This window comes from Kitasatospora sp. NPDC049258 (assembly GCF_040678895.1).
Classification (GTDB): Bacteria; Actinomycetota; Actinomycetes; order Streptomycetales; family Streptomycetaceae; genus Kitasatospora.
The window spans coordinates 13,476-37,081 of record NZ_JBFAQT010000020.1 but is presented as its reverse complement, the minus strand read 5'-3'; the positions used below and the strand labels follow the sequence as shown (position 1 = coordinate 37,081).

The following is a 23,606-nucleotide window of genomic DNA, read 5'->3' as shown; positions in this document are numbered from 1 at the left end:
GGTTGGACCGCAAGCCTGTTGAGCCGGGAGGATGTCGGGCCGGGCCGGTCGGCCCGGACTCTCGGCAGGCCTCCCCCCGCCTGTCCCGGCACGGATATGGAGCACTCTCGGTGTTCAAGGGCTTCCGCGGCTTCCTGCTGCGTGGGAACGTCGTCGACCTCGCGGTCGGCATCGTCATCGGCGCGGCCTTCACCGCCGTCGTCACCGGGTTCGTCACGGCCTTCCTGACCCCGCTGATCGGCGTCGCCACCGGCGCGGTCGGCGACTACTCCAAGAAAGCCTTCGAGATCGGCGGCACCAGCTTCCCGTACGGCGCCTTCCTGAACGCGCTGATCAGCTTCGTCCTGGTCAGCGCGGTGATCTACTTCGCCGTGGTGGTCCCGGTCGGGAAGCTGCAGAACCGCTTCGAGCCGATCAAGGACGTGCCGGTCGCCAAGATCGACTGCCCCGAGTGCCTGAGCCGCATTCCGGCCGCCGCCTCCCGGTGCTCGTACTGCACCAGCGAGCTCACCGGCCACGCGGGGCTCCCGCCCCAGAGCCTGCAGAGCCACTGACCGGCAACTCCGGCCTCCGGTCGTCGGCCTGCGCCGACGGCCGGAGGGGCACGCACGACCCGCTCGGCCCGGCGGAATCCGGCGGATCGGGCGGCGGCAGCCCGCCATCGCCCGTTCGATTCGCGTTCGACTACTCGTCAGGAACCTGAGCTGGCCGAAATCGGGTGGCAAAATGTCGGATCTTCCCACTTTCGGACCGTTTGTTCGAGCGAAGACTGTGTAAACAGTTGAACTCCCCTGCCTTCCACTCTCCTCAGCAGGCACATTGTGGGCTTACGGTATGCCCCATGACCTCGCCCCGCTCCTACGACGGAGTCGGCTACCCCTCTCCGTCCTTCGGCTCCGGCACGCCCATCTACGACAGCCTCGTCGCAGAACGCGGTGTCCCGCAGATCGCGCCCATCAACGTGCCGGCGGCGTTGCCCCCGGCCACCGGCGGCTACGGCTCCTCCTACCAGAGCAGCTACCTGCCCTCCTTCGACAGTCCGGGCAGCAACCTCCCGGCCCTGCCCCCGGCCCGGCTGGCCCTGGGCCCGGGCCCGAGCAGCGCCCCGATGGCCACGCACATCCCGGCCCAGACCGGCCCGGCGATGTACCCGGCCCCGCAGCCCCCGATGCCCGGCTACGCCTCGGCGCCCAGCTTCCAGCAGGCCCCGCCGTCGTACCAGAGCCAGGCCGGCCAGGGGTTCAACGGGCAGAGCTTCGGCGGTCAGAACACCTTCGCCCAGGCCCCCCAGGGCTTCGGCGGCCAGGGGTTCAACGGGCAGAGCTTCGGCGGTCAGAACACCTTCGCCCAGGCCCCCCAGCAGCAGAGCTTCGGCGACCAGAGCTTCGGTGGCAACCAGCTCCGGCCCACCGCCCCGGTCGCCCCGATGCGCCCGGCTCCGCAGCAGTACGGCGGCCAGACGCAGTACCCGCAGTACCCCCAGGCCGGCTGAGCCCCGGCCCGCAACCCCGCCGAACGAGGGCGTCGGGGTCGGGAGCAGGGCGAGAGGTCGACCTCCAAGGGCCGTCCGCACTCCACAGCACCACGGAGCGCGGGCGGCCCTCGCGCAACCGCCGGCGGCCCGCCCCCGCACCGGCGCCGACTGGCAGGATGGGGACATGCCGCAGCTGACCGGTCTCCACCTGTACCCCGTCAAGTCCACCTACCGGCTGAGCCCGCAGAGCGCCGACGTCGAGCCCTGGGGCCTGACCGGTGACCGCCGCTGGATGCTGGTCGACGACCGCGGCCGCGCGGTCACCCAGCGCGACCAACCCCTGCTGGCGCTCTACCGGGCGACCCCGGCACCCGACGGCGGCCTGCTGATGACCGCTCCCGACGGGGCCACGGTCGAGATCGCCGCCCCGTCCGTGGAGCGCGGCGACCCGCAGGCCGAGGTCGAGATCTTCGGCACCCTCTTCGGCGCGGCCGAGGCCGCCAAGGAGGTCCAGCTCTGGTTCGCCGAACGGCTCGGCGACGTCCGCCTGGTGCACCTGGACCGCCCGCACACCAGCCGCCCGATCAAGGAGAAGTACCGCCTGCCCGGCGAGACCGTGAGCATGGCCGACGGCTTCCCGCTGCTGCTCACCACCACCGCCTCGCTGGCCGAGCTGAACCGGCGGATCGCCGCGGACCACCCGGACGACCCGGTGAAGGGCGCGGCCCTGCCGATGGAGCGGTTCCGCCCCAACCTGGTGGTCGACGGCGCCGAGCCGTGGGCCGAGGAGAGCTGGCGGCGGGTGGCGATCGGCGGCCTGACCTTCCGGGCGGCCAAGCTGTGCGCACGCTGCGTGGTCACCACCACCGACCAGGAGAGCGGTGTCCGACGGGGGCCCGAGCCGCTGCGGGCGCTCGGCCGGCACCACCGGATCGGCCAGAAGCTGATCTTCGGGGTCAACCTGGTCCCGGAACGGCCCACCGGGGTCACCGGCGACCGGCTCGGCACCGTCCGGATCGGCGACGAGCTGACCGTGCTGACCCACGGCCCGTACGTCGACCCTGAGGACGCGCCGTGAAGGCCGCTCCACAACCGTGCCCGCGCTCGCTCGTTGAAGCGGGAGAGCGGCTCTGACCGGTGCCCGGAGCACGCTACGGTGGGGCGGCACGAAGGCCTCGACGAAGGTGGGGATGACAGACCGTCATGGCTGAGCACAGGGTCCGGGTCACACAGGACAGCGGTTCCCGCTGGCGCCGGCGCGCCGCGGACTACGAGACGCTGGGCGAGGCGCTGGCCGCGGCCGAGCACGGCGACACCCTCACCCTGCGCCCCGGCACCTTCCGCGAGAGCGTGCTGCTCGACAAGGCCGTCCACCTGGTCGCCGCCGACGGCCCCGGCACCGTCCGGCTGCTCCCCGCGGCCGGCGTCCCGCTGACCGTCACCGCCGCGGCCGGCGTCCGCGGCCTGGTGATCGAGGCCTCCGACAGCGCCGCCCCGGCCGTCCTGGTCACCGGTGAGGACGCCGCCGCCGAGCTGACCGACTGCCGGGTGGAGGCCCGCTCCGCGGTCGGTGTCGAGGTGGCCGCCGGCGCCGGCGCCACGCTGCGCGGCTGCACCGTCGCCAACCCCACCGGCCTGGGCGTACGGCTGCGCGACGAGGCCCGGGCACTGCTCCAGGACTGCGAGCTGACCATGGCCGGCCAGGCCGGGCTGGCCGTGCTCGGCGGCTCCACCGCCCACCTGGAGCGCTCCCGGATCCACCACGCCTCGGGCGCCGGACTGCTCCTCGCCGACCAGGGCTCCAGCGCCGAGCTGACCGGCTGCGAGATCTACGAGGTCCGCGGCAGCGGGGTGCAGGCGGAGGCCCGGGCGACCGGCCGGCTGACCGACTGCACCGTCCACCGGGTCAGCGGCAACGGCCTGACCCTGGACACCGAGGCGGAGCTGACCCTGACCGGTTGCCGCCTGCACGACCTGCCGGAGAACGCCGCCGACTTGCGCGGCCGCTCCCGGCTCGGCCTGCACCGCAGCACCGTGCACTCGTTCGGCCGCGGCGCGCTGTCGGTCTGGGACTCCGGCACCCACGCCGAGGCCAGCGCCTGCGAGATCCACTCCGCGACCGGGGACTACCCCGCGCTCTGGGTCAGCGACGGCGCCCGGGTCGAGCTGTCCGACTGCACCCTGCGCGACCTGCCGGACGCCCTGTTCGTGCTGGACCGGGGCTCCTCCGCCGCGGCCGAGAACTGCTCCTTCAGCCGGATCCGCAGCTCCGCGGTGTCGGTCAGCGGCGGCGCGACCGCCGACCTGACCGCCTGCCGGATCCAGCAGGCCGGCACCGGCCTGTGGTTCCGCGACCACAGCAGCGGCGGGCGGCTGACGGACTGCGAGATCGCCGAGGTGGCCACCGGGGTGATCGTCACCAAGGGCGCCGACCCGGTGCTGCGCGGCTGCAGCATCCGTGCGAGCAGCGACGCCGGGGTGTACGTCTCGGCCCAGGGCCTCGGCAGCTTCGAGGAGTGCCGGGTCTCGCACGGCAAGGGCTTCGGCTTCCACATCATCGACGGCTGCCGGACCAGGCTGACCCGCTGCCGGGCCGAGCAGAACGGCCGGGCCGGCTTCGAGTTCTCCGAGCCCGGCCCGGTCGCCGAGGCCTGCGTCTCGGACGACGTGGCCCCGCCGCCACCGCTCGCCCTGCCCGCGCCCCGGGCGCTCGCCCCGGCCCCCGCACCCACCACGGTGACCGTTGCCGCCGTGGTCGGGACGGCGCCGCTCACCGCGCCGGCCGGCAGCCCGATCGCACCGCTCCCCGACTGCCGGCCGGCCGACGAGGCACTGGCCGAACTGGACGCGCTGGTGGGCCTGGCCACCGTCAAGCAGGAGGTGCGGACCCTGGTCGACCTGATCTCGGTCGGCCGCCGCCGGGAGCGGGCCGGGCTGAAGGCCCCCTCGCCGCGGCGCCACCTCGTCTTCACCGGCGCCCCCGGCACCGGCAAGACCACGGTGGCCCGGCTCTACGGGGAGATCCTGGCCTCGCTCGGGGTGCTGCAGCGCGGCCACCTGATCGAGGTGGCCAGGGTGGACCTGGTCGGCGAGCACATCGGCTCCACCGCGATCCGCACCCAGGCCGCCTTCGAACAGGCCAGGGGCGGGGTGCTGTTCGTCGACGAGGCGTACGCGCTGGCCCCGCCGGACGGCGGCCGGGACTTCGGCCGGGAGGCGATCGACACCCTGGTGAAGCTGATGGAGGACCACCGCGACGAGGTGGTGGTGATCGTGGCCGGCTACACCGCCGAGATGGAGCACTTCCTGGCCGCCAACCCCGGGCTGTCCTCGCGCTTCTCCCGGACCGTCACCTTCCCCGACTACAGCGCCTCCGAGCTGCTGGAGATCGCCCGCGCGCAGTGCGCCGAGCACGAGTACGAGATGGCCTCGGCCACCGAGGGCGCGCTGCTGGACCACTTCGCGGGGATCGACCGCGGTCCCGGTTTCGGAAACGGCCGCACCGCCCGGCAGGTCTTCGAGACCATGGTCGAGCGGCACGCGATGCGGGTCGCCCAGCTGGCCGACCCGTCCACCGAGGACCTGCAACTGCTCGTCCCCGCCGATCTGCCCGGCTGATCGGATCCGCCGACCGGCGTGGCAGGATGGGGCCAGTTCGAACCGGAGGGGTATCACGTGGCAGACAGCAGCAACCTGCTCGCCGAGCAGCGCCGGGCGATGATCCTGGACGAGGTGCGTCGGCGCGGCGGGGTCAGGGTCAACGAGCTGACCCGGCAGCTGAGCGTCTCCGACATGACGATCCGCCGCGATCTGGACGCGCTGGCCCGCGCGGGCGTGATCGAGAAGGTGCACGGCGGCGCGGTGCCGACCGAGGCCGCCCGCACCCACGAGCCCGGCTTCGAGGCGAAGTCCGCGCTGGAGCTCAGCGCCAAGGAGGAGATCGCCCGGGCCGCCGCTCGGCTGGTCCAGCCCGGCAGCGCGATCGCGCTCTCCGGCGGCACCACCACCTACGCGCTGGCCCACCACCTCACCGAGATCGAGCAGTTGACGGTGGTGACCAACTCCGTGCGGGTCGCGGACGTGTTCGACCGGGCGCAGCGCCAGCTCGGCCGCCAGCCGGCCACGGTGGTGCTGACCGGTGGCGTGCGGACGCCCTCGGACGCCCTGGTCGGGCCGGTGGCGGACCGGGCGATCCGCTCGCTCCACTTCGACCTGCTGTTCCTGGGCACGCACGGGCTGTCCGCCACCGCCGGGCTGTCCACGCCGAACCTGGCGGAGGCGGAGACCAACCGGACCTTCATCGCCTCGGCCCGGCGCACCGTGCTGGTGGCCGACCACACCAAGTGGGGCACCATCGGCCTGTCCAGCTTCGCCGAACTGTCCGACGTGGACACCTGGGTGGCCGACGCGGCGCTGCCCGCCGAGGCGGTGGAAGCCGCCCGGGAGCAGGTCCGCGAGCTGATCCTGGCCGGCACCGACGCCGCGGACGCCACCGACGAGGAGGACGAGCAGGACTCCTAGAGCCGGCTCAGTCCAGGCCGGGGGCGGCGCCTTCGAGGAAACGTTCCATCAGGCCCAGGTACGGCGCGATCTCGATGCCCTGCTCGGCGAGCCAGGCGTCCGAGTAGTACTTGTCGAGGTAGCGGTCGCCCGGGTCGCAGATCAGCGTGACCACGCTGCCCCGCTGCCCGGCCGCCTTCATCTCGGCGACGATCCGCAGCGCGCTCCACAGCCCGGTGCCGGTGGAGGCGCCGGCCTTCTTGCCCATCGCCCTCTCCAGCAGCCGCATCGCCGCGATCGAGGCGGCGTCCGGCACCTTCATCATCCGGTCGACCGCGCCGGGGACGAAGCTGGGCTCCATCCGCGGCCGGCCGATGCCCTCGATCCGCGAGCCGGTCGCGCAGGTGGCGTCCGGGTCGGCCTTGACCCAGCCGTCGAAGAAGCAGGAGCTCTCCGGGTCGGCGACGCAGATCAGGGTGTCGTGCTGGAGGTAGTGCACGTACCGGGCGATGGTCGCGGAGGTGCCGCCGGTGCCGGCGGTGGCGACGATCCAGGCCGGCTCGGGGTGGGGCTCCAGCCGGAGCTGGGCGAAGATCGACTCGGCGATGTTGTTGTTGCCCCGCCAGTCGGTGGCGCGCTCGGCGTAGGTGAACTGGTCCATGTAGTGGCCGCCGGTCCGCTCCGCCAGCCGGGCCGAGACCTCGTACACCTCGGCGGCGCTGTCCACCAGGTGACAGCTGCCGCCGTGGAACTCGATCAGCTCGATCTTGGCGCGGCTGGTGCTGCGGGCCATCACCGCGACGAACGGCACGCCGATCAGCTTGGCGAAGTACGCCTCGGAGACCGCGGTGGAGCCGCTGGACGCCTCGATCACCGGCTTGCCCGGTCTGATCCAGCCGTTGCACAGGCCGTACAGGAAGAGCGAGCGGGCCAGCCGGTGCTTGAGGCTGCCGGTGGGGTGGGTGGACTCGTCCTTGAGGTAGAGGTCGATGCCCCACTCCTCGGGGAGCGGGAAGCGCAGCAGGTGGGTGTCGGCGGAGCGGTTGGCGTCCGCCTGGACCTTGCGGACCGCCTCCTTGAGCCAGGCCCGGTACTCGCCGTCGGAACGGTCCACGTCCGTGGTCTGCACAACCATCGCGCGTTCTCCCTCGCCTCTGTCGCCTCGTGCGTCACTCCCACTCAGTGTAACAATCAACTACGATAAGTAACCTTAACGGATGATACAGCTTCCGCTTATCGGGCCCGCGCCGTGCTCCGGCGCGGGCCCGCCCGGCGGGCGCCCGTGGCTACTCGGCCGCGATCGCCCGCAGCACGTCCAGCCGGGCCGCCCGGGCGGCCGGTCGCAGCCCCGCCACCGCACCGGCGACCAGGCCGGCCAGCAGGACCACCGCCAGCTGCCCCGGCGGGATCGCGAAGGATCCGGTGCCGGCCGCGTCCGAGGCCCGCACCAGCGCCCACCCCAGGAAGGCGCCGAGCACCAGGCCGCCCACCGTGCCGAAGGCCGCCACCAGCACCGACTCCCAGCGCACCATCGCCCGCAGGGCTCCCCTGGTCTGGCCGACCGCGCGCAGCAGCCCGAGCTCCCTGGTCCGCTCGTGCACGGCGAGGGTGAGGGTGTTGGCGATGCCCAGCAGCGCGATCAGCACCGCCAGCGCCAGCAGGGCGTAGACCACCGAGAGCATCATGTCGACGCCGCCGGCCGCGCTCGCCGCGTACTCGTCCCGGGTCTGCACCTGCGGGTTGCCGTATCCGGCGGCCGTCCGCTCCACCGCCGCCCGGCCGGCGGCCGGCGCGACGCCCGGGCGCAGCGCCACGGCCACCAGGCTCGCGCTGTCCTGCCCGCGGTGCGGGGCCCAGGCCTGCGGGGTCATCAGGTAGTCGCCGGCCACCCCGCCGCCGTCGAACAGGGCGCGGACGGTGAACCGCGCGCTCGCGTCGGCGAAGGTCACCTCGAGGGTGCTGCCGACCCGCCAGCCGTGGCCGGCCGCCTCCGTCCGGGAGACGGCGAGCCCGTCGGTGCCCAGGGCGCCGAGCGAGCCGTCGATCCGGCCGAGCGCCACCACGCCGTCCAGGCGGGCCGGGTCGGTGATGTCCAAGGTCCGGCCGTGCCCGTCGATCCGGGCGACCCCGCGGCCCAGCGCGACCGCCTGCCGGACCTCGGGCAGCTGCGCCAGCGCGTCGGCGAGCCGGGGGCTGACGCCGCTGCCGCCGGCCCCGAAGGCGGGGGCGGTGACCGCCAGGTCGCCGGCGAAGGAGCGGGCGACGGTGGAGTCCAGGGTGGCCCGGACGGACGCGCCGAAGACGGTGAACATGGCCACCACCGCGACCCCGACCATCAGTGCGGTGGCCGTGGCGGCCGTCCGGCGGGGGTTGCGGGCGGCGTTGCGGCGGGCCAGCGCCCCGCTCACCCCGCGCAGCCGGGCCAGCGGTGCGCCCAGCACCCGCACGGTGAGCGCGGCCGCGACCGGGCCGAGCACCACCACGCCCGCCAGGGTGGCCACCGCCCCTGCGGCCGTGCGCCCGACCGAGGGGCCACCGGTCGCGCCGGCCACGGTCAGCGCCGCGCCGGCGGCGGTGAGCAGCCCGCCGATCAGCGTCCGCCACCGGGCCGCGCGCCCGCCGGCCGCGTCGTCCACGGCCGTCTCGCGCAGCGCGGCGAGCGGGGCGGTCCGGCCGGCCCGGACGGCCGGCAGCAGCGCCGAGCCGACGGCGACCGCGGTTCCCACGGCGAGCGGCAGCAGGACGGCCGCCGCCCCGATCACCATGCCGCCGGTCGGCAGGCTGAAGCCCAGGGCGGCGAACAGCGCCTTGAGGCCGGTGGCGATGCCGACCCCGCCGAGGAGCCCGGCCGCCGAGGCCAGCAGCCCGACCGCCAGTGCCTCGCCCAGGGTGGCGCCGAGCACCTGGCGGCGGCTCGCGCCGAGGGCCCGGAGCAGGGCGTTCTCCCTGGTCCGCTGGGCGACCACGATGGCGAAGGTGTTGTGGATGGTGAAGGTCGCGACCAGCAGCGCGATCCCGGCGAAGACCAGCAGCAGCGTGGTGAACAGGGTCAGGAACCGCCCCGACACCTGGGCGGTGCTCTCCGCCGAGGCGGCCTCCCCGGTCAGCGCCTGGGTCCCGGCGGGCAGGACCGGCCGCAGCCGGTCGACCAGTTGACGCTGCGAGAGGCCGTCGGCCGCGCGGACCCGGATGGAGCCCGCCTGCCCCTCGCCCTTGGGGGTGAGGTAGCGCTGGGCGTCCGCCAGGGTGAGCGCGGTGAAGGTGCTGGGGCCCATCCCGTCGGCGTCGGCGCCGAAGGTGGCGATGCCGACCACGGTGATCCGTACCGGATCCGGGGTGCGCAGCACCGCGGTGTCCCCCAGGTGCAGGCCGCCGGCGGTGGCCGCGCCCCGGTTGAGCACCGCCTCGCCCGGCGCGGCCGGGGCACGGCCCTCGGCCAGCCGGTAGGGGTTCAGCCGGGCGTCGGTGAGCCAGTTCCCGGCCAGGGTGGGCGGGCCCTGGCCGCCGACCGGCTTGCCGTCCCGGCCGACCAGCTGCCCGCTGCCCTGGACGGCCGGCTCGGCCGCCGCCACGCCGGGGACGGCGCGCAGCCGGTCGGCGAGCGCGCTGTCGACCGGCGCCCGGACCCCGCCGGGGGTGTTCGGCGCGTCCAGCACGTCGGCGCTGCGGACCACCGCGTCGGTGCCCCGCTCGGCGTCCGCGAACAGAGCGTCGAAGTTGGCCCGCAGGGTGTCCCCGAGCACCATGGTGCCGGACAGGAAGGCGACGCCGAGCAGCACGGCGAGGAAGGTCCCGGCCAGCCGCCGGCGGTGCGCGCCCAGCGAGCGCAGCGTGATCCGCAGGGTGGCGCTCATCGGCCCGCCCCGCGGTCGAGGTCCTTCATCCGGTCCAGCACCCGGTCCGCGGTCGGCGCGTCCATGGTGTCCACCAGCCGGCCGTCGGCCAGGAACAGCACCTGGTCGGCGTGGCCGGCGGCGGTCGGGTCATGGGTCACCATGACCACCGCCTGACCCATCGCGTCCACGGCCCGGCGCAGCAGGCCGAGCACCTCGGCGCCGGTACGGGAGTCCAGGTTCCCGGTCGGCTCGTCGGCGAAGACCGCCTCCGGGCGCCCGGCCAGCGCCCGCGCCACCGCGACCCGCTGCTGCTGGCCGCCGGAGAGTTCGCTCGGCCGGTGCCCGAGCCGGTCTCCGAGGCCGACCACCTCGATCAGGTCGGCCAGCCACTCCTGGTCGGGCGCCCGGCCGGCCAGGTCGAGCGGGAGGGTGATGTTCTCCCGGACGGTGAGGGTGGGGACCAGGTTGAAGGCCTGGAAGACGAAGCCGACCCGCTCCCGGCGCAGCAGGGTGAGGCGCCGGTCGTCCAGGGCGCCCAACTCGGTGTCGCCGAGGTAGGCGTGGCCCTCGGAGAGGGTGTCCAGGCCGGCGGCGCAGTGCATCAGGGTGGACTTGCCGGAGCCCGAGGGGCCCATGATCGCGGTGAACCGGGCGGCCGGGAACTCGACGCTCACGCCGTCCAGGGCGCGGACCCGGGTGTCGCCGACGCCGTACTCCTTGACGGCGCCGGCGACCCGCGCGGCGGCCCGCAGGCCGGTGGTGACGTTCACCGGGCGGCGCCCGGTGAGCGCTCCGTCAGGACGGCGCGGCGGGTGCGGTACTCGTCGACGTCGATCTCGCCCTCGGCATAGCGGCGGCCGAGGACGGCCAGCGGCGCGTCGCCGCAATGCCGGAGCCGGCCGGCCCGGCGGGCGACCGTCACCACCACCGCGACCACCGCCAGCCAGAACAGCGGGACCAGCAGGATCCACGGGCCCGGCCAGTGGCCGTCGGTCTCGGCAAGCAGGGTGTACATCGGGGACCATCTCCCTCGTCGGCGCTCTCACTGCCCGGACGTCCCGGGCCCTTCGAGACTCCCGCCGCGGGCGGCCCCCGCGCGTCCTCCCGGCAGCGGCTCCCGGGGTACTCCGCGCGGAGTACCCCGGGGCCCGGGCGCGGGCCCTCGGAGCAGCGGCCGGTTCGGCTAGGATCGCGGGCACGGCAGCGCGGGTCGGCCACCGGCGGGAGCAACCACCGGCCGGGTGCGCACCGGCCTCCCGCCGTCGGCGGTACCACCCGGAGGCACTCGATGACCGTTCCCTACATCGGCCCAGGATCGAACCCCACCGACTGGGTCACCCGGCACTACCCCGGGCCGCTGCGGGCTGCCCTGGAGCAGCGCGGCGGGGTCCCGCACTCGGCCCGCAGCATCGTCGCGCGGCAGCTCTCGATGCGCAGCGCGGAGCAGTTGCGCGAGCGGATCGAGCGGCGCTGGTACCAGCGCTACGCGCATCTGACCGGGCCGGTCCTGCTCGCGCGGGCGGACGAGATCGCCGAGATGCTGGTGGCCGCGCCGGACTGCGAGGTCTCCGACCGGTGCGAGGACGGCTGGCTGCTGGACGAGGAGGCGAACTGCACCTGGTGCCGCCCGAGCCGGACCGAGTTCGACCTGACCGGCCAGGACGAGACCGAAGGCCGGCGCGCCTCCCCCGACACCGTCGCCCGGATGGCCGGCAGCATCCGGGCGCAGCTCCGCGAGGGCCGGCGTTCGGTCCGGGCGGCCACCGAGCGGGCCCGGGTCGAGCGGATCGCGCGCGCCGAGCGGGAGCAGGGCCGGGCGGCGGGCTACCCCAGCCACCCCGGCCGGACCAGCCCGGACTCGTAGGCGAGCACCACCAGTTGGGCCCGGTCGCGGGCGCCGAGCTTCACCATCGCCCGGCTGACATGCGTCTTGGCGGTGAGCGGGCTGACCACCAGGCGGCGGGCGATGTCCTCGTTCGACAGGCCGAGGCCGACCAGGGCGAGCACCTCACGCTCGCGGTCCGTCAGGACGTCCAGGCCCGCGTCGGCGGGATCCGCGGGCTGCTTGGAGCGGGTGGCGAACTCGCCGATCAGGCGTCGGGTGACGCCGGGCGAGAGCAGCGCGTCCCCCGCGGCGGCGACCCGCACGGCCCGTACCAGGTCGGCCGGTTCGGTGTCCTTGACCAGGAAGCCGGCGGCGCCGGCCCGCAGCGCCTCGAAGACGTACTCGTCGAGCTCGAAGGTGGTCAGGACGACCACCCGGACGCCGGTCAGCGCCGGGTCGAGGCCGATCCGCCGGGTGGCCTCCAGACCGTCGAGGCGGGGCATCCGGATGTCCATCAGGACGACGTCGGGGCGCAGTTCGGCGGCGAGCCGCAGGGCCTGCTCACCGTCGTCGGCCTCGCCCACCACGGCGAGGTCGCGCTGGGCCTCCAGCAGGGCCCGGAAACCGGCCCGGACGAGCAGCTGGTCGTCCGCCAGCAGGACCCGGATCACCGCGCCCGCCCCTGGTCCGGGGTGGGCAGCCAGGCCTCGACCCGGAAGCCGGCACCGGCCGGCCCGGACGCCAGGGTGCCGCCGAGCGCGGCGGCGCGCTCGCGCATGCCGACCAGGCCGGTGCCGGAGCCGCCGGCCTCGCCGCCGCCGGCCGGGCCCGGGTCCTCGATCCGGACCCGCAGGCCGTCCGGCTGCCAGCCGAGCGTGACCTCGGCGGTGCGGGCGGCGGAGTGGCGCAGGATGTTGGTCAGCGCCTCCTGCACGATCCGGAACGCGGCCAGGCCGAGGCCGACCGGGGCCTCGCGGACGGTGCCGGTGGTCCGCACGCTCACGCCGAGCCCGGCGCGGGCGGCCTGGTCGACCAGCTCGCCGAGCCGGTCCAGGCCGGGGGCCGGGCTGCGCGGGGCGGCGCCGGCCGGGCCGCGCAGGGTGCCGAGCACCTGGCGGACCTCGCCGAGCGCGGCCTTGCTCGCGCCCTTGATGGTCACCAGGGCGCTGCGGGCCTGCTCCGGGCGACTGTCCATCAGCTCCAGCGCGACCCCGGCCTGGAGGTGGATCAGCGAGATGCTGTGCGCGAGGATGTCGTGCAACTCACGGGCCATCCGCAGGCGTTCCTCGTCGACCCGGCGGCGCTCGGCCTCGGCGGCGGCCTCCCGGACGGCGGCCATCCGCTCCCGCCGGAAGCGCAGGATCTCGGCGCCGGCCAGGACCAGCAGCAGCCAGGCGGCGACGCCCAGTTCCTGCCAGCCGTTGGGCGCGCCCGCGGGCGCGCGCAGCCAGCCGCCCGGCAGCACGTGGCCGAGCAGCAGGTGGGCGCCGTAGAAGGCGGCGGCGCAGACCCAGACCACCCGGCGGTGGCCGAGCTGGACGGCCACGCAGTAGGCCACCACCAGGCTGAGGAAGACCGGGCCGTACGGGTACCCGGCGACGATGTACCCCAGGGCCACCAGGGTGGTGGCCACGGCGACGGCCACCGGGTGGCGCCGGCGCAGCACCAGCAGCGCGGGGCCGAGCAGCAGCAACAGGTAGCCGAAGGCGTCCAGCGGGGCACGCAGCGGCTGGTGGCGCGCGGCGGCGACGGTGCCGGCCACCTGCGCCACGGCGACCAGCACGGCGAGCGCCACCGGCCGGCCCGCCTTGGCGGCGCGTACCCAGGGAGGCTGCCAGGGCGGCTGCGGATCGCTCATGCGGTGAGGCTAGCCGGGCCGCCGCCCGCCGGTCGTCAGCCTGACGGGGTGGGCGCGGCTACTCCCCCCGTAGTACGCGGACGGCCGGGCGGGCGGGACCGGCGCCACCCTGCCGCTTCCCCGGCCGAAGGCCGGGAGGTGCCGCCGCCCGGATCCGTACGGGTACGGCCGGGCACGCCCGGGGCCGAGGAGATGCTCCGACCCGATCGGCCGGGCAAGCCCTAGCCGAGCGGGATCGCCACCGCCGTGCCGCTGACCCGCACCCGGGGGTCGCCGGGGCGCAGGCGGACCCGCAGCAGGCCGGGGCGGCCGAGGTCCTCGCCCTGGTGGAGGGTGAGGTCCGCGCTCTCCAGGCCGTCCAGCTCGCGCAGGTAGGCGCCGAAGGCCGCCGCGGCCGCGCCGGTGGCCGGGTCCTCGACCACGCCACCGACCGGGAACGGGTTGCGCACGTGGAAGACCCGCTCGGACTCCCGGTGCACCAGCTGGAGGGTGGTCAGGTCGAGTTCCGTCATCAGCGCGGCCAGCCGGTCGAAGGCGTACGACAGGTCGGCCAGCCGGGCCCGGGTGGCCGCCGCCAGGACCAGGTGGCGGGCGCCGGCGTAGGCGATCCGCGGCGGGAGCGCCGGGTCGAGCTCGCTCTCCTGCCAGCGGAGCGCGGCCAGCGCCTCGGCCAGCTGCTCGGGCGCCACGGCCTCGGTGTGCGGCTCGACGCTGGTGAGCGTAGCCGTCAGGACCTCACCGGGGCCCGCCTCGACCAGCACCGGCACCGGGCCTGCCTTGGTCTCGAAGAGCAGCTCCCCGGCGCCGATCCGCTCCCCGAGCGCGACGGCGGCGGCCACCGTGGCGTGCCCGCAGAACGGCACCTCCGCCTTGGGGCTGAAGTACCGCACCGCGAAGTGCCGGTCACCGCCGGCGGCCGGGGTCAGGAAGGCGGTCTCGGAGTACCCGAGGTCGGCGGCGACGGCGAGCTGGGAGGCCCCGTCCAGCCCGGTGGCGTCCAGCACCACCCCGGCCGGGTTGCCGCCGTTCGGGTCGGCGGTGAAGGCGGCGTAGCGCAGGACCGCGGAGGCGGCGGAAGAGTCGTTCATGGCCGCGCCAACGCCGGGGCGGCGCACGGGATTCCCGCACGCCGTCCGGACCGGTCGGCGCCGGTCAGCGCAGCGCCCGCACCGGCTGCGCCGCCGCCCGGGGGTCGGCGGCCGGGCCGGCCTCGGCCGGGTGGCCGGGGCGCCGCAGCAGCAGCGCCACCACGACCGCCGCGAGCAGGGTGACGCCCGCACCGCCCAGCAGGGCCAGGTGCATGCCGTCCACGAAGGCGGCCCGGGCGTGCTCGGCCACCGGTGCGGGGGCGTTGGCCGCGGCCGCCAGCGAGGAGCGGGCCCGGTCGGCGAGTCCGGCGGGCACCCCGGTCAGGTCGAGGTGGCTGCGGTAGGTGGCGCTGAGGAGGCTGCCGAGCACGGCGATGCCGAGGGCGCCGCCGAGCTCCCGGGAGAGGTCGTTGACGGCCGAGCCGACGTTCTGCAGGGCGCGCGGCAGGGCGTCGGTGACGGCGGTGGTGGCCGGGGTCATGGCCAGCCCCATCCCGGCACCGAGCGGCAGCAGCCCGGCGGCGATCAGCCAGTACGGGCTCGCGCCGTCCAGCCCGGCGAGCAGGGTGAACGCGGTGGCGATCAGCAGCAGCCCCAGCACCCAGGGCGCCCGGGTGCCGAACCGGTCGGCCAGCCGCGGGGTGAGGCGGGAGACCGGGACCATCGCGGCCGCCATCGGCAGCACGCTCACGGCGGCGACCAGCGCGTTGTCGCCCCGGACCAGTTGGAGGTACTGCATCACCACGAAGATGAAGCCGAAGAAGGCGAAGAACTGGAGCAGGATCGAGATCGACCCGGCCGCGAAGCGGCGGTTGCGGAACAGCCTCGGGTCCAGCAGCGGGTGGCGCTGCCTCAGCTCCCAGCCGACGAAGCCGGCCAGCACGGCCAGGCCGAGCCCGATGCCGCCGAGGGTGGCGGGGGCGCCCCAGCCGCGGACCGGTGCCTCGATCACCGAGTGCACCAGCACGGCCAGACCGGCCGCCACCAGCAGGGCGCCGCCGAGGTCGAGCCGCGGGGCGCCGGGCTCGGCCGACTCCGGGACCACCAGCAGGGCGCCGACCAGCGCGACCAGGGCGAGCAGCACGTTCAGCAGGAACACCGACCGCCAGGACCACAGCTCCAGCAGCGTGCCGGAGGCCAGCAGACCCACCACCGCGCTGGCGCCGGCCACCGCCGCCCAGACGCTGACGGCCTTGGTCCGCCGGGCGCGCGGGAAGGTGCTGGTGATGGTCGACAGGGTGGCCGGCATCACCAGGGCGGCGCCGACGCCCAGCACACCGCGCAGCGCGATCAGGGTGTTCGGGTCGGTGCTCAGCGCGGCCAGGCCGGACCCGCCGCCGAAGATCGCCAGCCCGGCCAGCAGCGCCCGGCGGCGGCCGAAGCGGTCACCGATCGCACCGGCCGGCAGCAGCAGTGCGGCGAACACCAGGCTGTAGGCGTCGATGATCCAGGAGAGCTGGGTCTGGTCGGCGTGGGTCTCCCGGCCCAGGTCGGGCAGCGCGACGTTGAGCGAGGCCATCGCGGCGACCACGGCGGCCAGCGCGAGGCAGGTGACGAAGAGCACGGCACCGGGCCGGGTCGCCCGGTCGGGGGCGGTCGCGGGGGCGGTCGCGGGGTCGGGCGGCTGGACGGCGGGCATGGCGGGCCTTCTTCCTGGCTTCCTGGTGGCTGCCACCGGGTGGCTCCGGCGGTCCTGGCCCCAGGTTGGCGAGGGCCCCATTAGCATTTCAACCGTGATGAATAAATCCCCGCGCCGGGGGCGGCGGGCCGGCAGCCCCGACACCAAGGCGCAGATCCTCGAGGTCGCGCGCCGCCGCTTCCTGGTCGAGGGCTACCACGCGGTCACGCTGCGCTCGATCGCCACCGAGGCGGGCGTGGACCTCGCGCTGGTCAGCTATCACTTCGGCGCGAAGAAGGGCCTGTTCGGCGCGGCCCTGGCCCTGGCCGCCAACCCGGCCGAGATCCTGGTGCGGACCTTGGAGGGAGATCCGGCCACCTTCCCCCAGCGCGCCCTGCGGGCCATGCTCACCGTCTGGGACGACCCGGGGACGGCCGCCCCGCTGCGCGCCATGCTCGGCGGCGCCGCCCAGGACCAGGCACTCTCGGCGCTGGTCAAGGAGGTGATCGAGCGGGAGATGATCGACAAGGTGGCGGCCCGGATCGGCGGCCCGGACGCCCACCGGAGGGCCTGCGACTTCTGCACCATGATGGCCGGCCTGATCATCACCCGCTGCGTGCTGCGCCTGGAGCCGATCGCCTCGCTGCCGGTTGATGAAATCGTCCGCAGCTACACCCCACCGCTGCGGTACGCCCTGCGGGCCCGGCGCTGAGGGGCGCGGAGCCCGGCCCGGCCTGCGTCGGCACGGCCCGCCGGGATGCGGGGGAACCGGGGAGACGCGGCGCAGCGCGAACCGTCCCGGCGGGCACGAGAGAGCAGATCCCGACCCCCACCGCCGGACGGCGTGGGAGCAGCGCACCGACCGGCTCCGCCGCGTGGAGCGCCGGGGTCTCCCCGCCCCGGTCGAGGTGATCCCGTGACCTCGCCCCCCGGCGCCGGCCGGGCCGCGGTTGTGCCCGCGCGCTACCCGCCGTAGTGCCGGGCCTCGATGACGTTGCCGTCCGGGTCGCCGAAGTAGCAGGAGCGCGGGGCGAGGCCGCGGGCGCCGTACAGGTCGGCCTGGTCCGGGCCCACCGGGTGGCCGGCGGCGGCGAGCCGGCCGCGCAGCGCGTCGTACTCCTGCGCGCTCATCGCCAGGCAGAGGTGGTTGACCGGGTGCCCGGCGCTGCCGGGCGCGCCGAGCGCCTCGTCCAGGCCCGGGGCGCTGCGGCGCGGGGTGAGGTCCACGATGGTGGCCGGGGTGATCCGGACGCTGACGAACGGCGCCGCGCCCCGCCGGTACTCCGCCAGCCGCAGCGGCTCCAGCCCGAGCACGTCCCGGTAGAACTCGGCCGACCGGACCGGGTCCTCCACCCAGAGCACCACGTGGTCGAGCTGATACGCCATCATGCCTCCCTCGCACGGCCGCTCCGAGGGTACGCCGCCCGGGCGGGCGGCGGTCAGGGCGCCGCCACCGCCTGCGGGTCGTCCAGGTAGGGCTCCCAGGCGAGTTCGGCGGCGCCGACCAGCCCGGCGTGCCGGACCTGCGCGGGGACGATCGGCATCCGGCCGCTGCGGCCCCACAGACAGCGGTCGGCGACCACGGCGGCGAGCCGCTCGGGGGCCCCGGCCAGCAGGTCCAGATGGAGGCCGCTGAGCACGATCCGGTCCGGATTGAGGATGTTCACCAGCCCCGCCAGTCCCAGCCCGAGCCGGTCCACCACGTGCTCGACGGCGGCCCGGGCGGTCGGGCTGACCGCCGCCGAGCGGGCCAGCTCACGGGCCTGGGCGAGCACCGGCCGGGCCGGGTCCGGGGTGCGGCCGGCCGCCGCGAGCAGGGCCTCGGGGTCGGTCTCGGAGTTGAGGCAGCCGCGGTTGCCGCAGGCGCACCGGCGGCCCTGCGGGTCGACCGTCAGATGGCCGACCTCCAGGGCGAGTCCGGCGCTGCCGGTGTGCAACCGACCGTCGATCACCAGGGCGCCGCCGACGCCCCGGTGGCCGGAGGTGACCAGCAGCAGGTGGCGGGCCTCGCGCCCGGCGCCGTGGCGGTGCTCGGCCAGCGCGGCGAGGTTGGCGTCGTTGGCGACCGCACTGAGCAGGCCCGGCCGGGCCCGCGGGCCGAAGTCGGCCCGCGCCACCTCGGCCGCGAACAGGTCGGCGACCGGGGTGCCGCTCGGCCAGGCGAAGTGCAGCGCGGCGAGCGCCGTACCGTCCGGCTCGGTGACCGGGTTGGGCAGGGCGAGGGCGATGCCCAGGCAGCGCCGCTCGCTCTCGGCGGCGAGCCGGGCGCCGGTCTGCGCGACCGCGCGCAGCAGCCGCACCGGGTCGGTGGCGGCGGGCAGCGGCAGGTGGACCGGGTCGAGCAGCCGCCCGCCGAGCCCGGCCAGCGAGACGCTCACGCCGTCGGCGTGCAGCTGGGCGGCCACCACCAGCGGACCGTCCGGGTCGACGGCCAGCCGGTGCGAGGGCCGGCCCCGGCCGCCGCCGGCCGGGCGGGAGTCGATGGTGATCAGCCCGAGCGCCTCCAGCTCGGCACTGACGGCGCCCGCGGTGGCCCGGGTCACCTCCAGGTGGCCGGTGAGCGCCGAGCGGGTGGGCGCCTGTCCGGTGTGGACCAGGCGCAGCGCCGGGCCGAGCAGGGTGCGGCCGCGGTCCGGGACGGGGCGGCGCCGGGGCTCGGGCGCGGGGGGTGGGCTTGTCGGTGAGTGCTGCACTCCCCTATTCTGACTTTGTGCCGCCAATAAACAAAACCACCGTCCCGTCCCGCACCCACGACCACCCGATCGGCGGCACCCCCGAGGCCTGCGCCGCCCCGGACAGCACAGCCCCCGCCGCCCCGGCGTCGGCGCCCACCTGGTCCGCCGCCCGGCTCGCGCTCACCGCCTTCTTCGCCGTCGACGGCTTCCTGTTCGCCGCCTGGGTGGTCCGGATCCCGGACGTCCGGGCCCAGGTCGCCGCCTCGCACAGCGCGCTGGGTCTGGCCCTGCTGTGCGTCTCGGCCGGGGCGGTGGCCACCATGCCGGTCGTCGGCCGGCTCTGCGTCCGGTACGGCAGCCGGCCGGTGACCGTCGCCTCGCTCACCCTGCTGGCGCTCGCCGTGCCGTTGCCCGCGCACACCCACTCGGTCGGCACCCTCGGCGCCGTCCTGCTGCTCTTCGGCGCGGGCTACGGCGCGGCCAACGTCGCCATGAACAGCGCCGCCGTCGAGCTGGTGGCGCAGCTGCGCCGGCCCGTGATGCCGAGCTTCCACGCCGGGTACAGCCTCGGCGGGCTGGTCGGCGCGGCGGTCGGCGGGCTGCTGGCCGGCACCCTCAGCGCCGCCTGGGCGCTGGCCCTCGGCGGGCTGCTGGGCCTGGCCGTGAGCGCCGCCGCGGGCGCCGTCCTGCTGCGCGCCCCGGGCGGCGGGCCGGCGCCGACCACCTCGCCGCGGCCCCGCCCCGCCGGCGGCGCCACCTCCCGGCACGCCCGGCTGCTGGTCCTGCTGCTCGGCCTGACGGCACTGTGCACCGCGTACGGCGAGGGCGCGCTGGCCGACTGGGCGACCTTGCACCTGACCGACGACGTGCACGCCGGCGCCGGGCTCGCGGCGGCCGGCTACGCCACCTACGCGCTGGCGATGACCGCCGGGCGGATCAGCGGCACCTGGCTGTCCGTCAGGCTGGGCCAGCGCCGGCTGATGCTGCTCGGCGGGCTGACGGCGGGCGTCGGCATGCTGGTGGCCGCGCCCGTCCCGTCGGTGCCGGCGGTGCTCGGCGGGTTCGTACTGGTCGGCCTGGGCCTGGCCAACCTCTTCCCGCTCGCCATCGCCGAGGCCGGGGCGGCCGGCGGCCCGCAGGGCGTGGCCACCGCCTCCACGCTCGGCTACGCCGGCATGCTGATCGGCCCGCCGGTGATCGGCTTCCTGGCCGACGCCAGCAGCCTGCCGACCGCCCTGCTGACGGTGGCGGCCACCTCGGTGGTGGCCGGGCTGCTCGCGCTGGCCGTCGGCGGCCGCCGTCGCGGCACCGCCCGTGAGGGTGCGGACACGCTCCGCGACACACCGGCAGCCTGACGGCCGGAACGCCCCCTCCCGGGGAGGATGGTTTCGCCCGGTCCCGGCAGCAGTGGGCTGCGACGGGCGCGTGTGCGGAGCACACGCGGTGGCAGCGAAGGAGAAATGCGTACCGATGGCTACTGGCACCGTGAAGTGGTTCAACGCCGACAAGGGGTTCGGTTTCATCCAGCAGGACGACGGCGGCCCGGACGTGTTCGTCCACTTCTCGGCCATCCAGACCTCCGGCTTCAAGGCACTCGAGGAGGGCAACCGGGTGGAGTACGACGTCACCCAGGGCCCGAAGGGGCCGCAGGCCGAGCGGGTCGTCCCGATCGGCTGACACCCGGCCCCCGGCGTCCCGTCCCGCAGCACGCGGGGCGGGACGTCCGCGTTCCGGGGCACGGACCGGCGGGCGGGCCCGGCGTGGCAGGATGCGACCGGGGACCACGAGCAGGGACGGACCGGGCAGATGGCGATCGAGGTACTGCGGGCGAACGGGCGGGCGGCCACCCGCTGGCTGAACGGCGGCGGTGTGACCAGGGAGGTGGCCGGTGCCCCGGCCGGCTCGGGGCTGACCGACTTCGCCTGGCGGGTGAGCCTCGCGGACGTCGCGCAGGGCGGCCCGTTCTCCCGGTTCGAGGGCGTCGACCGGGTGATCACCGTGGTGCAGGGCGCCGGCATGGCGTTGACGGTGGACGGCACCGAGAACCGGCTGGCCGAGGCGTTCCGGCCGTTCGCCTTCCCGGGCGAGGCCGAGACCGGCTGCCGGCTGTTGGACGGCCCGGTGGTCGACTTCAACGTGATGACCCGCCGGGGCCGGGCCGCGGCCGAGGTCGACATCGAGGCCGGCGACGTCCGGCGCGCGCTGCGCGTCCCCGAGGGGGCCGAGCTGCTGCTGGTCTGCCTGGCCGGCAGCGCCGCGCTGGGCGGCGCCGACCTGCGGCTGGAGCGCTTCGACGCGGCGCTGCTGCCCGAGGGCGGCGAGGAGCAGCTCCGGGTGGACGGCGTGGCTGCCCTGGTGACGCTCCGCCGGCTGGGCTGAACCCCCGGGCCGGGGGCACCGGTCCGTCTCGGGATGCTGCCGGCCGGTGCCGGCCGTGGGAGGAGGGTCAAGACGTGCGGGTGCTGGTGACCGGGGCGTTCGGGTTCGTCGGAGGAGCCGTGGTGCGGCAGCTGGCCGCCGCGGGCCACCAGGTGTGGGCGTTCGGCCGGCGCGCGCACGGTGCGGCGGCGCTGCCGGTCGACCGGGTCTGGACCGGCGACATCCGGGACCGGGCGGCACTGGAGCCGGCCCTCACCGGCGTAGACGGGGTCTGCCACCTGGCCGCGCTGACCCGCAGCCGGGAGTCGCTCGGGCGGCCCGAGGCGCACTGGGAGGTCAACCACGGCGGGATGGCCGCCCTGCTGGACGCGCTGGCCGCGCGGCCCGGCCGGCCGCGGGTGGTGTTCGGCTCGACGGCGGCGGTGTACGGGGCGCCGGCGCGGCAGCCGATCGACGAGCGGGCCGAACCCGCTCCCGGGAACCCGTACGGCGCGTCCAAGCTCGCCGCCGAGGAGCTGCTGCGGGAGCGCGCCGCGGCGGGCGGCCCGAGCGCCGTGGTGCTGCGCTGCTTCAACGCGGCCGGCACGGGGGACGTGGACGAGGCCCGGATCATCCCCAAGGCGCTGGCCGTGGCCGCCGGGCGGTACCCGCGGCTGGAGCTGAACGGGGACGGCAGCGTGGTGCGGGACTTCGTGCACGTCGAGGACGTGGCCTTGGCGTACCTGCTGGCGCTGGAGGCGGCCCCGGCCGGCCGGACGTACAACGTCGGGGCGACGCCGGCCAGCATGCTGGAGATCATCGCGGCCGTCGAGCGGGTGACCGGCCGCCGGGTGCCGGTGGAGCACCGGCCGGCCCAGCCGGAGGCGCCGCGGCTGGTCGCGGACACCGCACTGATCCACCGCGAGCTCGGCTGGCGGCCGGACCGCTCCGACCTGGACCAGATGGTCAAGGACGCCTGGCACGCCGCCTCCTGACGGATCGTCGGGCACCTATGATCGGGGCAGGCCGCGGCACCGCACCACCGACGGGCAAGCTCGCAGCCCCGCACCCGGCACGGCACCGCCGCACGAACCCGCCCCGAAGGAGACCCGTGTCCGAGCAGGCCGAGAACCTCTACCAGGCCGTCGGCGGCACCGACGGCCTGCGCCGGCTGAGCAACACCTTCTACGAACTGGTGCTGGCCGACCCGCTGCTGGCACCGGTCTTCGCCGACTTCACCCCGACCCACATCGAGCACGTCGCCGTCTGGCTGGCCGAGGTGTTCGGCGGCCCCGATCGCTTCACCACCGAACTCGGCGGCCACCAGGCCCTGTTGACCGCGCACCTGGGCCTGGCCATCACCGAGGAGCAGCGCCTGCGGTGGATGGAGCTGATGACCACCGCGGTCGACCGGGAGCTGCCGGACGGCGAGCCGCTGCGCAAGCGGGTGCTGGAGTACTTCGACTGGGGCACCCGGATCGCGCGCGAGGTCTCGGCCGAACCGGTCGGGCAGGACCTCGGCGACCCTGGCCCGACGCCGCGCTGGGGCTGGCACGGGTTGGAGTGAGCGGCCGGCCCCCGGCTACTCGGGGATGTGCAGGTCCCAGCCCACCAGCGCGCGCAACTGCTCGGCGGTGACGCCCTCCGGCAGCGGGCGCGGGGCGTCGTGGCGGATCGGCGGCTGCCAGCCCTCGGACGGCGTCCAGGAGCGGACCACCCGGGCGGGGGCGCCGGCGACCACGCTGTGATCGGGGATCTCGCCGCGGACCACCGAGTTGGCGGCGACCACCACGTTGCGGCCGATCCGGGCGCCGGGCAGGATCACCGCCCCGGTACCGATCCAGGAGCCGGCCCCGATCTCCACCGGCTCGTTGCGCGGCCACTGCTTGCCGATCGGCAGCTCGGTGTCGCGGTACTCGTGCGCCTGGTCGGTGATGTAGACCCCCGGGCCGGTCCAGACGTTGTCGCCGAGCACGATCGACTGGTGCCCGACCAGGTGGCTGCCCCGGCCGATCACGCACCCGCCGCCGATCCGGACGATCGGCTCCGGTCCGAGGTCGAGCCCGGGCAGGAAGCCGGCCGAGATGGTGACCCGCTCACCGATGATGCAGAACGGCCCGATCGCGATCGACTGCTCGTTGAAGACGGTGCCCAGCGGGAAGGCCAGCTTGCTGCCGTCGCCCAGCTCGCCGAAGCGGTACGGCCCGGGCTGCTGGTTGGAGACCGCGCCGGCCTCCTGCACCCAGCGCCAGCCGCGGTGCACCAGCCGCCCGGCGGCACGGCGGCCTCGGGAGCGGGCAGCGGTCAGGAGCGAACGGGTGATCGACATGCGGACACCGTATCCGCCGGCCGACCCGGGGCGGCCGGCCGAGGG

Annotated in this window: 23 protein-coding genes; 12 read left to right on the top strand and 11 right to left on the bottom strand. The window is 75.8% G+C overall.

Annotated features, from left to right (window positions below):
* The first annotated feature begins 110 nt into the window (after nt 1–110).
* The 5 genes from mscL to AB0K43_RS18770 all read left to right on the top strand — a co-directional run bounded on the left by mscL (nt 111) and on the right by AB0K43_RS18770 (nt 5,995).
* Complete coding sequence (gene mscL / locus AB0K43_RS18790) at nt 111–554, top strand: large conductance mechanosensitive channel protein MscL (RefSeq protein ID WP_363641045.1); 444 nt, start codon at nt 111–113, stop codon at nt 552–554.
* Between the two features lie 287 nt (nt 555–841).
* Complete coding sequence (locus AB0K43_RS18785) at nt 842–1,492, top strand: DUF6643 family protein (protein WP_363641043.1); 651 nt, start codon at nt 842–844, stop codon at nt 1,490–1,492.
* A 166-nt stretch (nt 1,493–1,658) separates the two neighbouring features.
* Complete coding sequence (locus tag AB0K43_RS18780) at nt 1,659–2,552, top strand: MOSC N-terminal beta barrel domain-containing protein (protein ID WP_363641041.1); 894 nt, start codon at nt 1,659–1,661, stop codon at nt 2,550–2,552.
* 125 nt (nt 2,553–2,677) lie between these two features.
* The gene (locus AB0K43_RS18775; protein WP_363641039.1) at nt 2,678–5,092 is read left to right on the top strand and encodes a right-handed parallel beta-helix repeat-containing protein; all 2,415 of its coding nucleotides are present in this window, start codon (nt 2,678–2,680) and stop codon (nt 5,090–5,092) included.
* Nucleotides 5,093–5,149: 57 nt separating this feature from the next.
* Nucleotides 5,150–5,995, top strand: a complete 846-nt coding sequence (locus AB0K43_RS18770; protein WP_363641037.1) for a DeoR/GlpR family DNA-binding transcription regulator — start codon at nt 5,150–5,152, stop codon at nt 5,993–5,995.
* A gap of 7 nt (nt 5,996–6,002) precedes the next feature.
* On the opposite strand, the gene AB0K43_RS18765 is transcribed toward AB0K43_RS18770, so the two are convergent.
* From AB0K43_RS18765 to AB0K43_RS18750, 4 genes are all read right to left on the bottom strand, one after another.
* Nucleotides 6,003–7,109: a PLP-dependent cysteine synthase family protein gene (locus AB0K43_RS18765; protein ID WP_363641035.1), complete on the bottom strand. Its 1,107-nt coding sequence runs from the start codon at nt 7,107–7,109 to the stop codon at nt 6,003–6,005.
* A 151-nt stretch (nt 7,110–7,260) separates the two neighbouring features.
* Nucleotides 7,261–9,828, bottom strand: coding sequence for an FtsX-like permease family protein (locus AB0K43_RS18760; protein ID WP_363641033.1), 2,568 nt, complete (start codon nt 9,826–9,828; stop codon nt 7,261–7,263).
* Nucleotides 9,825–10,580: an ABC transporter ATP-binding protein gene (locus AB0K43_RS18755; RefSeq protein ID WP_363641032.1), complete on the bottom strand. Its 756-nt coding sequence runs from the start codon at nt 10,578–10,580 to the stop codon at nt 9,825–9,827. The genes AB0K43_RS18760 and AB0K43_RS18755 overlap by 4 nt, the downstream gene beginning before the upstream one ends.
* Nucleotides 10,577–10,825: an SHOCT domain-containing protein gene (locus AB0K43_RS18750; RefSeq protein ID WP_363641030.1), complete on the bottom strand. Its 249-nt coding sequence runs from the start codon at nt 10,823–10,825 to the stop codon at nt 10,577–10,579. Before AB0K43_RS18750 ends, AB0K43_RS18755 begins: the two co-directional genes overlap by 4 nt.
* Nucleotides 10,826–11,098: 273 nt before the next feature.
* Between AB0K43_RS18750 and AB0K43_RS18745 the strand changes: the two genes are divergently transcribed.
* Nucleotides 11,099–11,674 (top strand): hypothetical protein, encoded by a 576-nt coding sequence (locus AB0K43_RS18745; RefSeq protein WP_363641028.1) that lies wholly within the window; start codon nt 11,099–11,101, stop codon nt 11,672–11,674.
* Here the strand turns inward: AB0K43_RS18745 and AB0K43_RS18740 are convergent.
* The 4 genes from AB0K43_RS18740 to AB0K43_RS18725 form a co-directional block, all read right to left on the bottom strand.
* On the bottom strand, nt 11,635–12,306 hold the full coding sequence (locus AB0K43_RS18740; RefSeq protein WP_363641026.1) for a response regulator transcription factor: 672 nt from the start codon (nt 12,304–12,306) through the stop codon (nt 11,635–11,637). The genes AB0K43_RS18745 and AB0K43_RS18740 overlap by 40 nt on opposite strands.
* The gene (locus AB0K43_RS18735; protein WP_363641024.1) at nt 12,303–13,493 is read right to left on the bottom strand and encodes a histidine kinase; all 1,191 of its coding nucleotides are present in this window, start codon (nt 13,491–13,493) and stop codon (nt 12,303–12,305) included. Before AB0K43_RS18735 ends, AB0K43_RS18740 begins: the two co-directional genes overlap by 4 nt.
* A 221-nt stretch (nt 13,494–13,714) precedes the next feature.
* The gene (locus tag AB0K43_RS18730; RefSeq protein ID WP_363641022.1) at nt 13,715–14,581 is read right to left on the bottom strand and encodes a PhzF family phenazine biosynthesis isomerase; all 867 of its coding nucleotides are present in this window, start codon (nt 14,579–14,581) and stop codon (nt 13,715–13,717) included.
* Nucleotides 14,582–14,645: 64 nt separating this feature from the next.
* A complete protein-coding gene (locus tag AB0K43_RS18725) occupies nt 14,646–16,220 on the bottom strand; it encodes an MFS transporter (protein WP_363641020.1) in 1,575 nt (524 codons plus the stop codon).
* Nucleotides 16,221–16,317: 97 nt separating this feature from the next.
* On the opposite strand from AB0K43_RS18725, the gene AB0K43_RS18720 reads away from it, so the two are divergent.
* Nucleotides 16,318–16,911, top strand: a complete 594-nt coding sequence (locus AB0K43_RS18720; RefSeq protein WP_363641193.1) for a TetR family transcriptional regulator — start codon at nt 16,318–16,320, stop codon at nt 16,909–16,911.
* 251 nt (nt 16,912–17,162) lie between these two features.
* On the opposite strand, the gene AB0K43_RS18715 is transcribed toward AB0K43_RS18720, so the two are convergent.
* Together AB0K43_RS18715 and AB0K43_RS18710 are read right to left on the bottom strand one after the other, a co-directional pair.
* Entirely contained in the window at nt 17,163–17,588 is a 426-nt protein-coding gene (locus tag AB0K43_RS18715) for a VOC family protein (protein ID WP_363641018.1), read from the bottom strand.
* A gap of 50 nt (nt 17,589–17,638) precedes the next feature.
* Nucleotides 17,639–18,892, bottom strand: a complete 1,254-nt coding sequence (locus tag AB0K43_RS18710; protein WP_363641016.1) for an ROK family protein — start codon at nt 18,890–18,892, stop codon at nt 17,639–17,641.
* Nucleotides 18,893–18,909: 17 nt separating this feature from the next.
* On the opposite strand from AB0K43_RS18710, the gene AB0K43_RS18705 reads away from it, so the two are divergent.
* The 5 genes from AB0K43_RS18705 (at nt 18,910) to AB0K43_RS18685 (ending at nt 22,799) form a co-directional block, all read left to right on the top strand.
* Nucleotides 18,910–20,229, top strand: a complete 1,320-nt coding sequence (locus tag AB0K43_RS18705) for an MFS transporter (protein WP_363641014.1) — start codon at nt 18,910–18,912, stop codon at nt 20,227–20,229.
* A 115-nt stretch (nt 20,230–20,344) separates the two neighbouring features.
* Nucleotides 20,345–20,551 carry a cold-shock protein gene (locus tag AB0K43_RS18700; RefSeq protein WP_363641012.1) on the top strand — a complete coding sequence of 69 codons (207 nt, stop codon included), beginning with the start codon at nt 20,345–20,347 and terminating at the stop codon, nt 20,549–20,551.
* A gap of 129 nt (nt 20,552–20,680) precedes the next feature.
* Nucleotides 20,681–21,253 carry a HutD family protein gene (locus AB0K43_RS18695; protein ID WP_363641010.1) on the top strand — a complete coding sequence of 191 codons (573 nt, stop codon included), beginning with the start codon at nt 20,681–20,683 and terminating at the stop codon, nt 21,251–21,253.
* Nucleotides 21,254–21,327: 74 nt separating this feature from the next.
* A complete protein-coding gene (locus AB0K43_RS18690) occupies nt 21,328–22,227 on the top strand; it encodes an NAD-dependent epimerase/dehydratase family protein (RefSeq protein ID WP_363641008.1) in 900 nt (299 codons plus the stop codon).
* 116 nt (nt 22,228–22,343) lie between these two features.
* Nucleotides 22,344–22,799, top strand: coding sequence for a group II truncated hemoglobin (locus tag AB0K43_RS18685; RefSeq protein WP_363641006.1), 456 nt, complete (start codon nt 22,344–22,346; stop codon nt 22,797–22,799).
* Between the two features lie 15 nt (nt 22,800–22,814).
* On the opposite strand, the gene AB0K43_RS18680 is transcribed toward AB0K43_RS18685, so the two are convergent.
* Complete coding sequence (locus AB0K43_RS18680) at nt 22,815–23,561, bottom strand: DapH/DapD/GlmU-related protein (RefSeq protein WP_363641004.1); 747 nt, start codon at nt 23,559–23,561, stop codon at nt 22,815–22,817.
* Between the last annotated feature and the right edge of the window lie 45 nt (nt 23,562–23,606).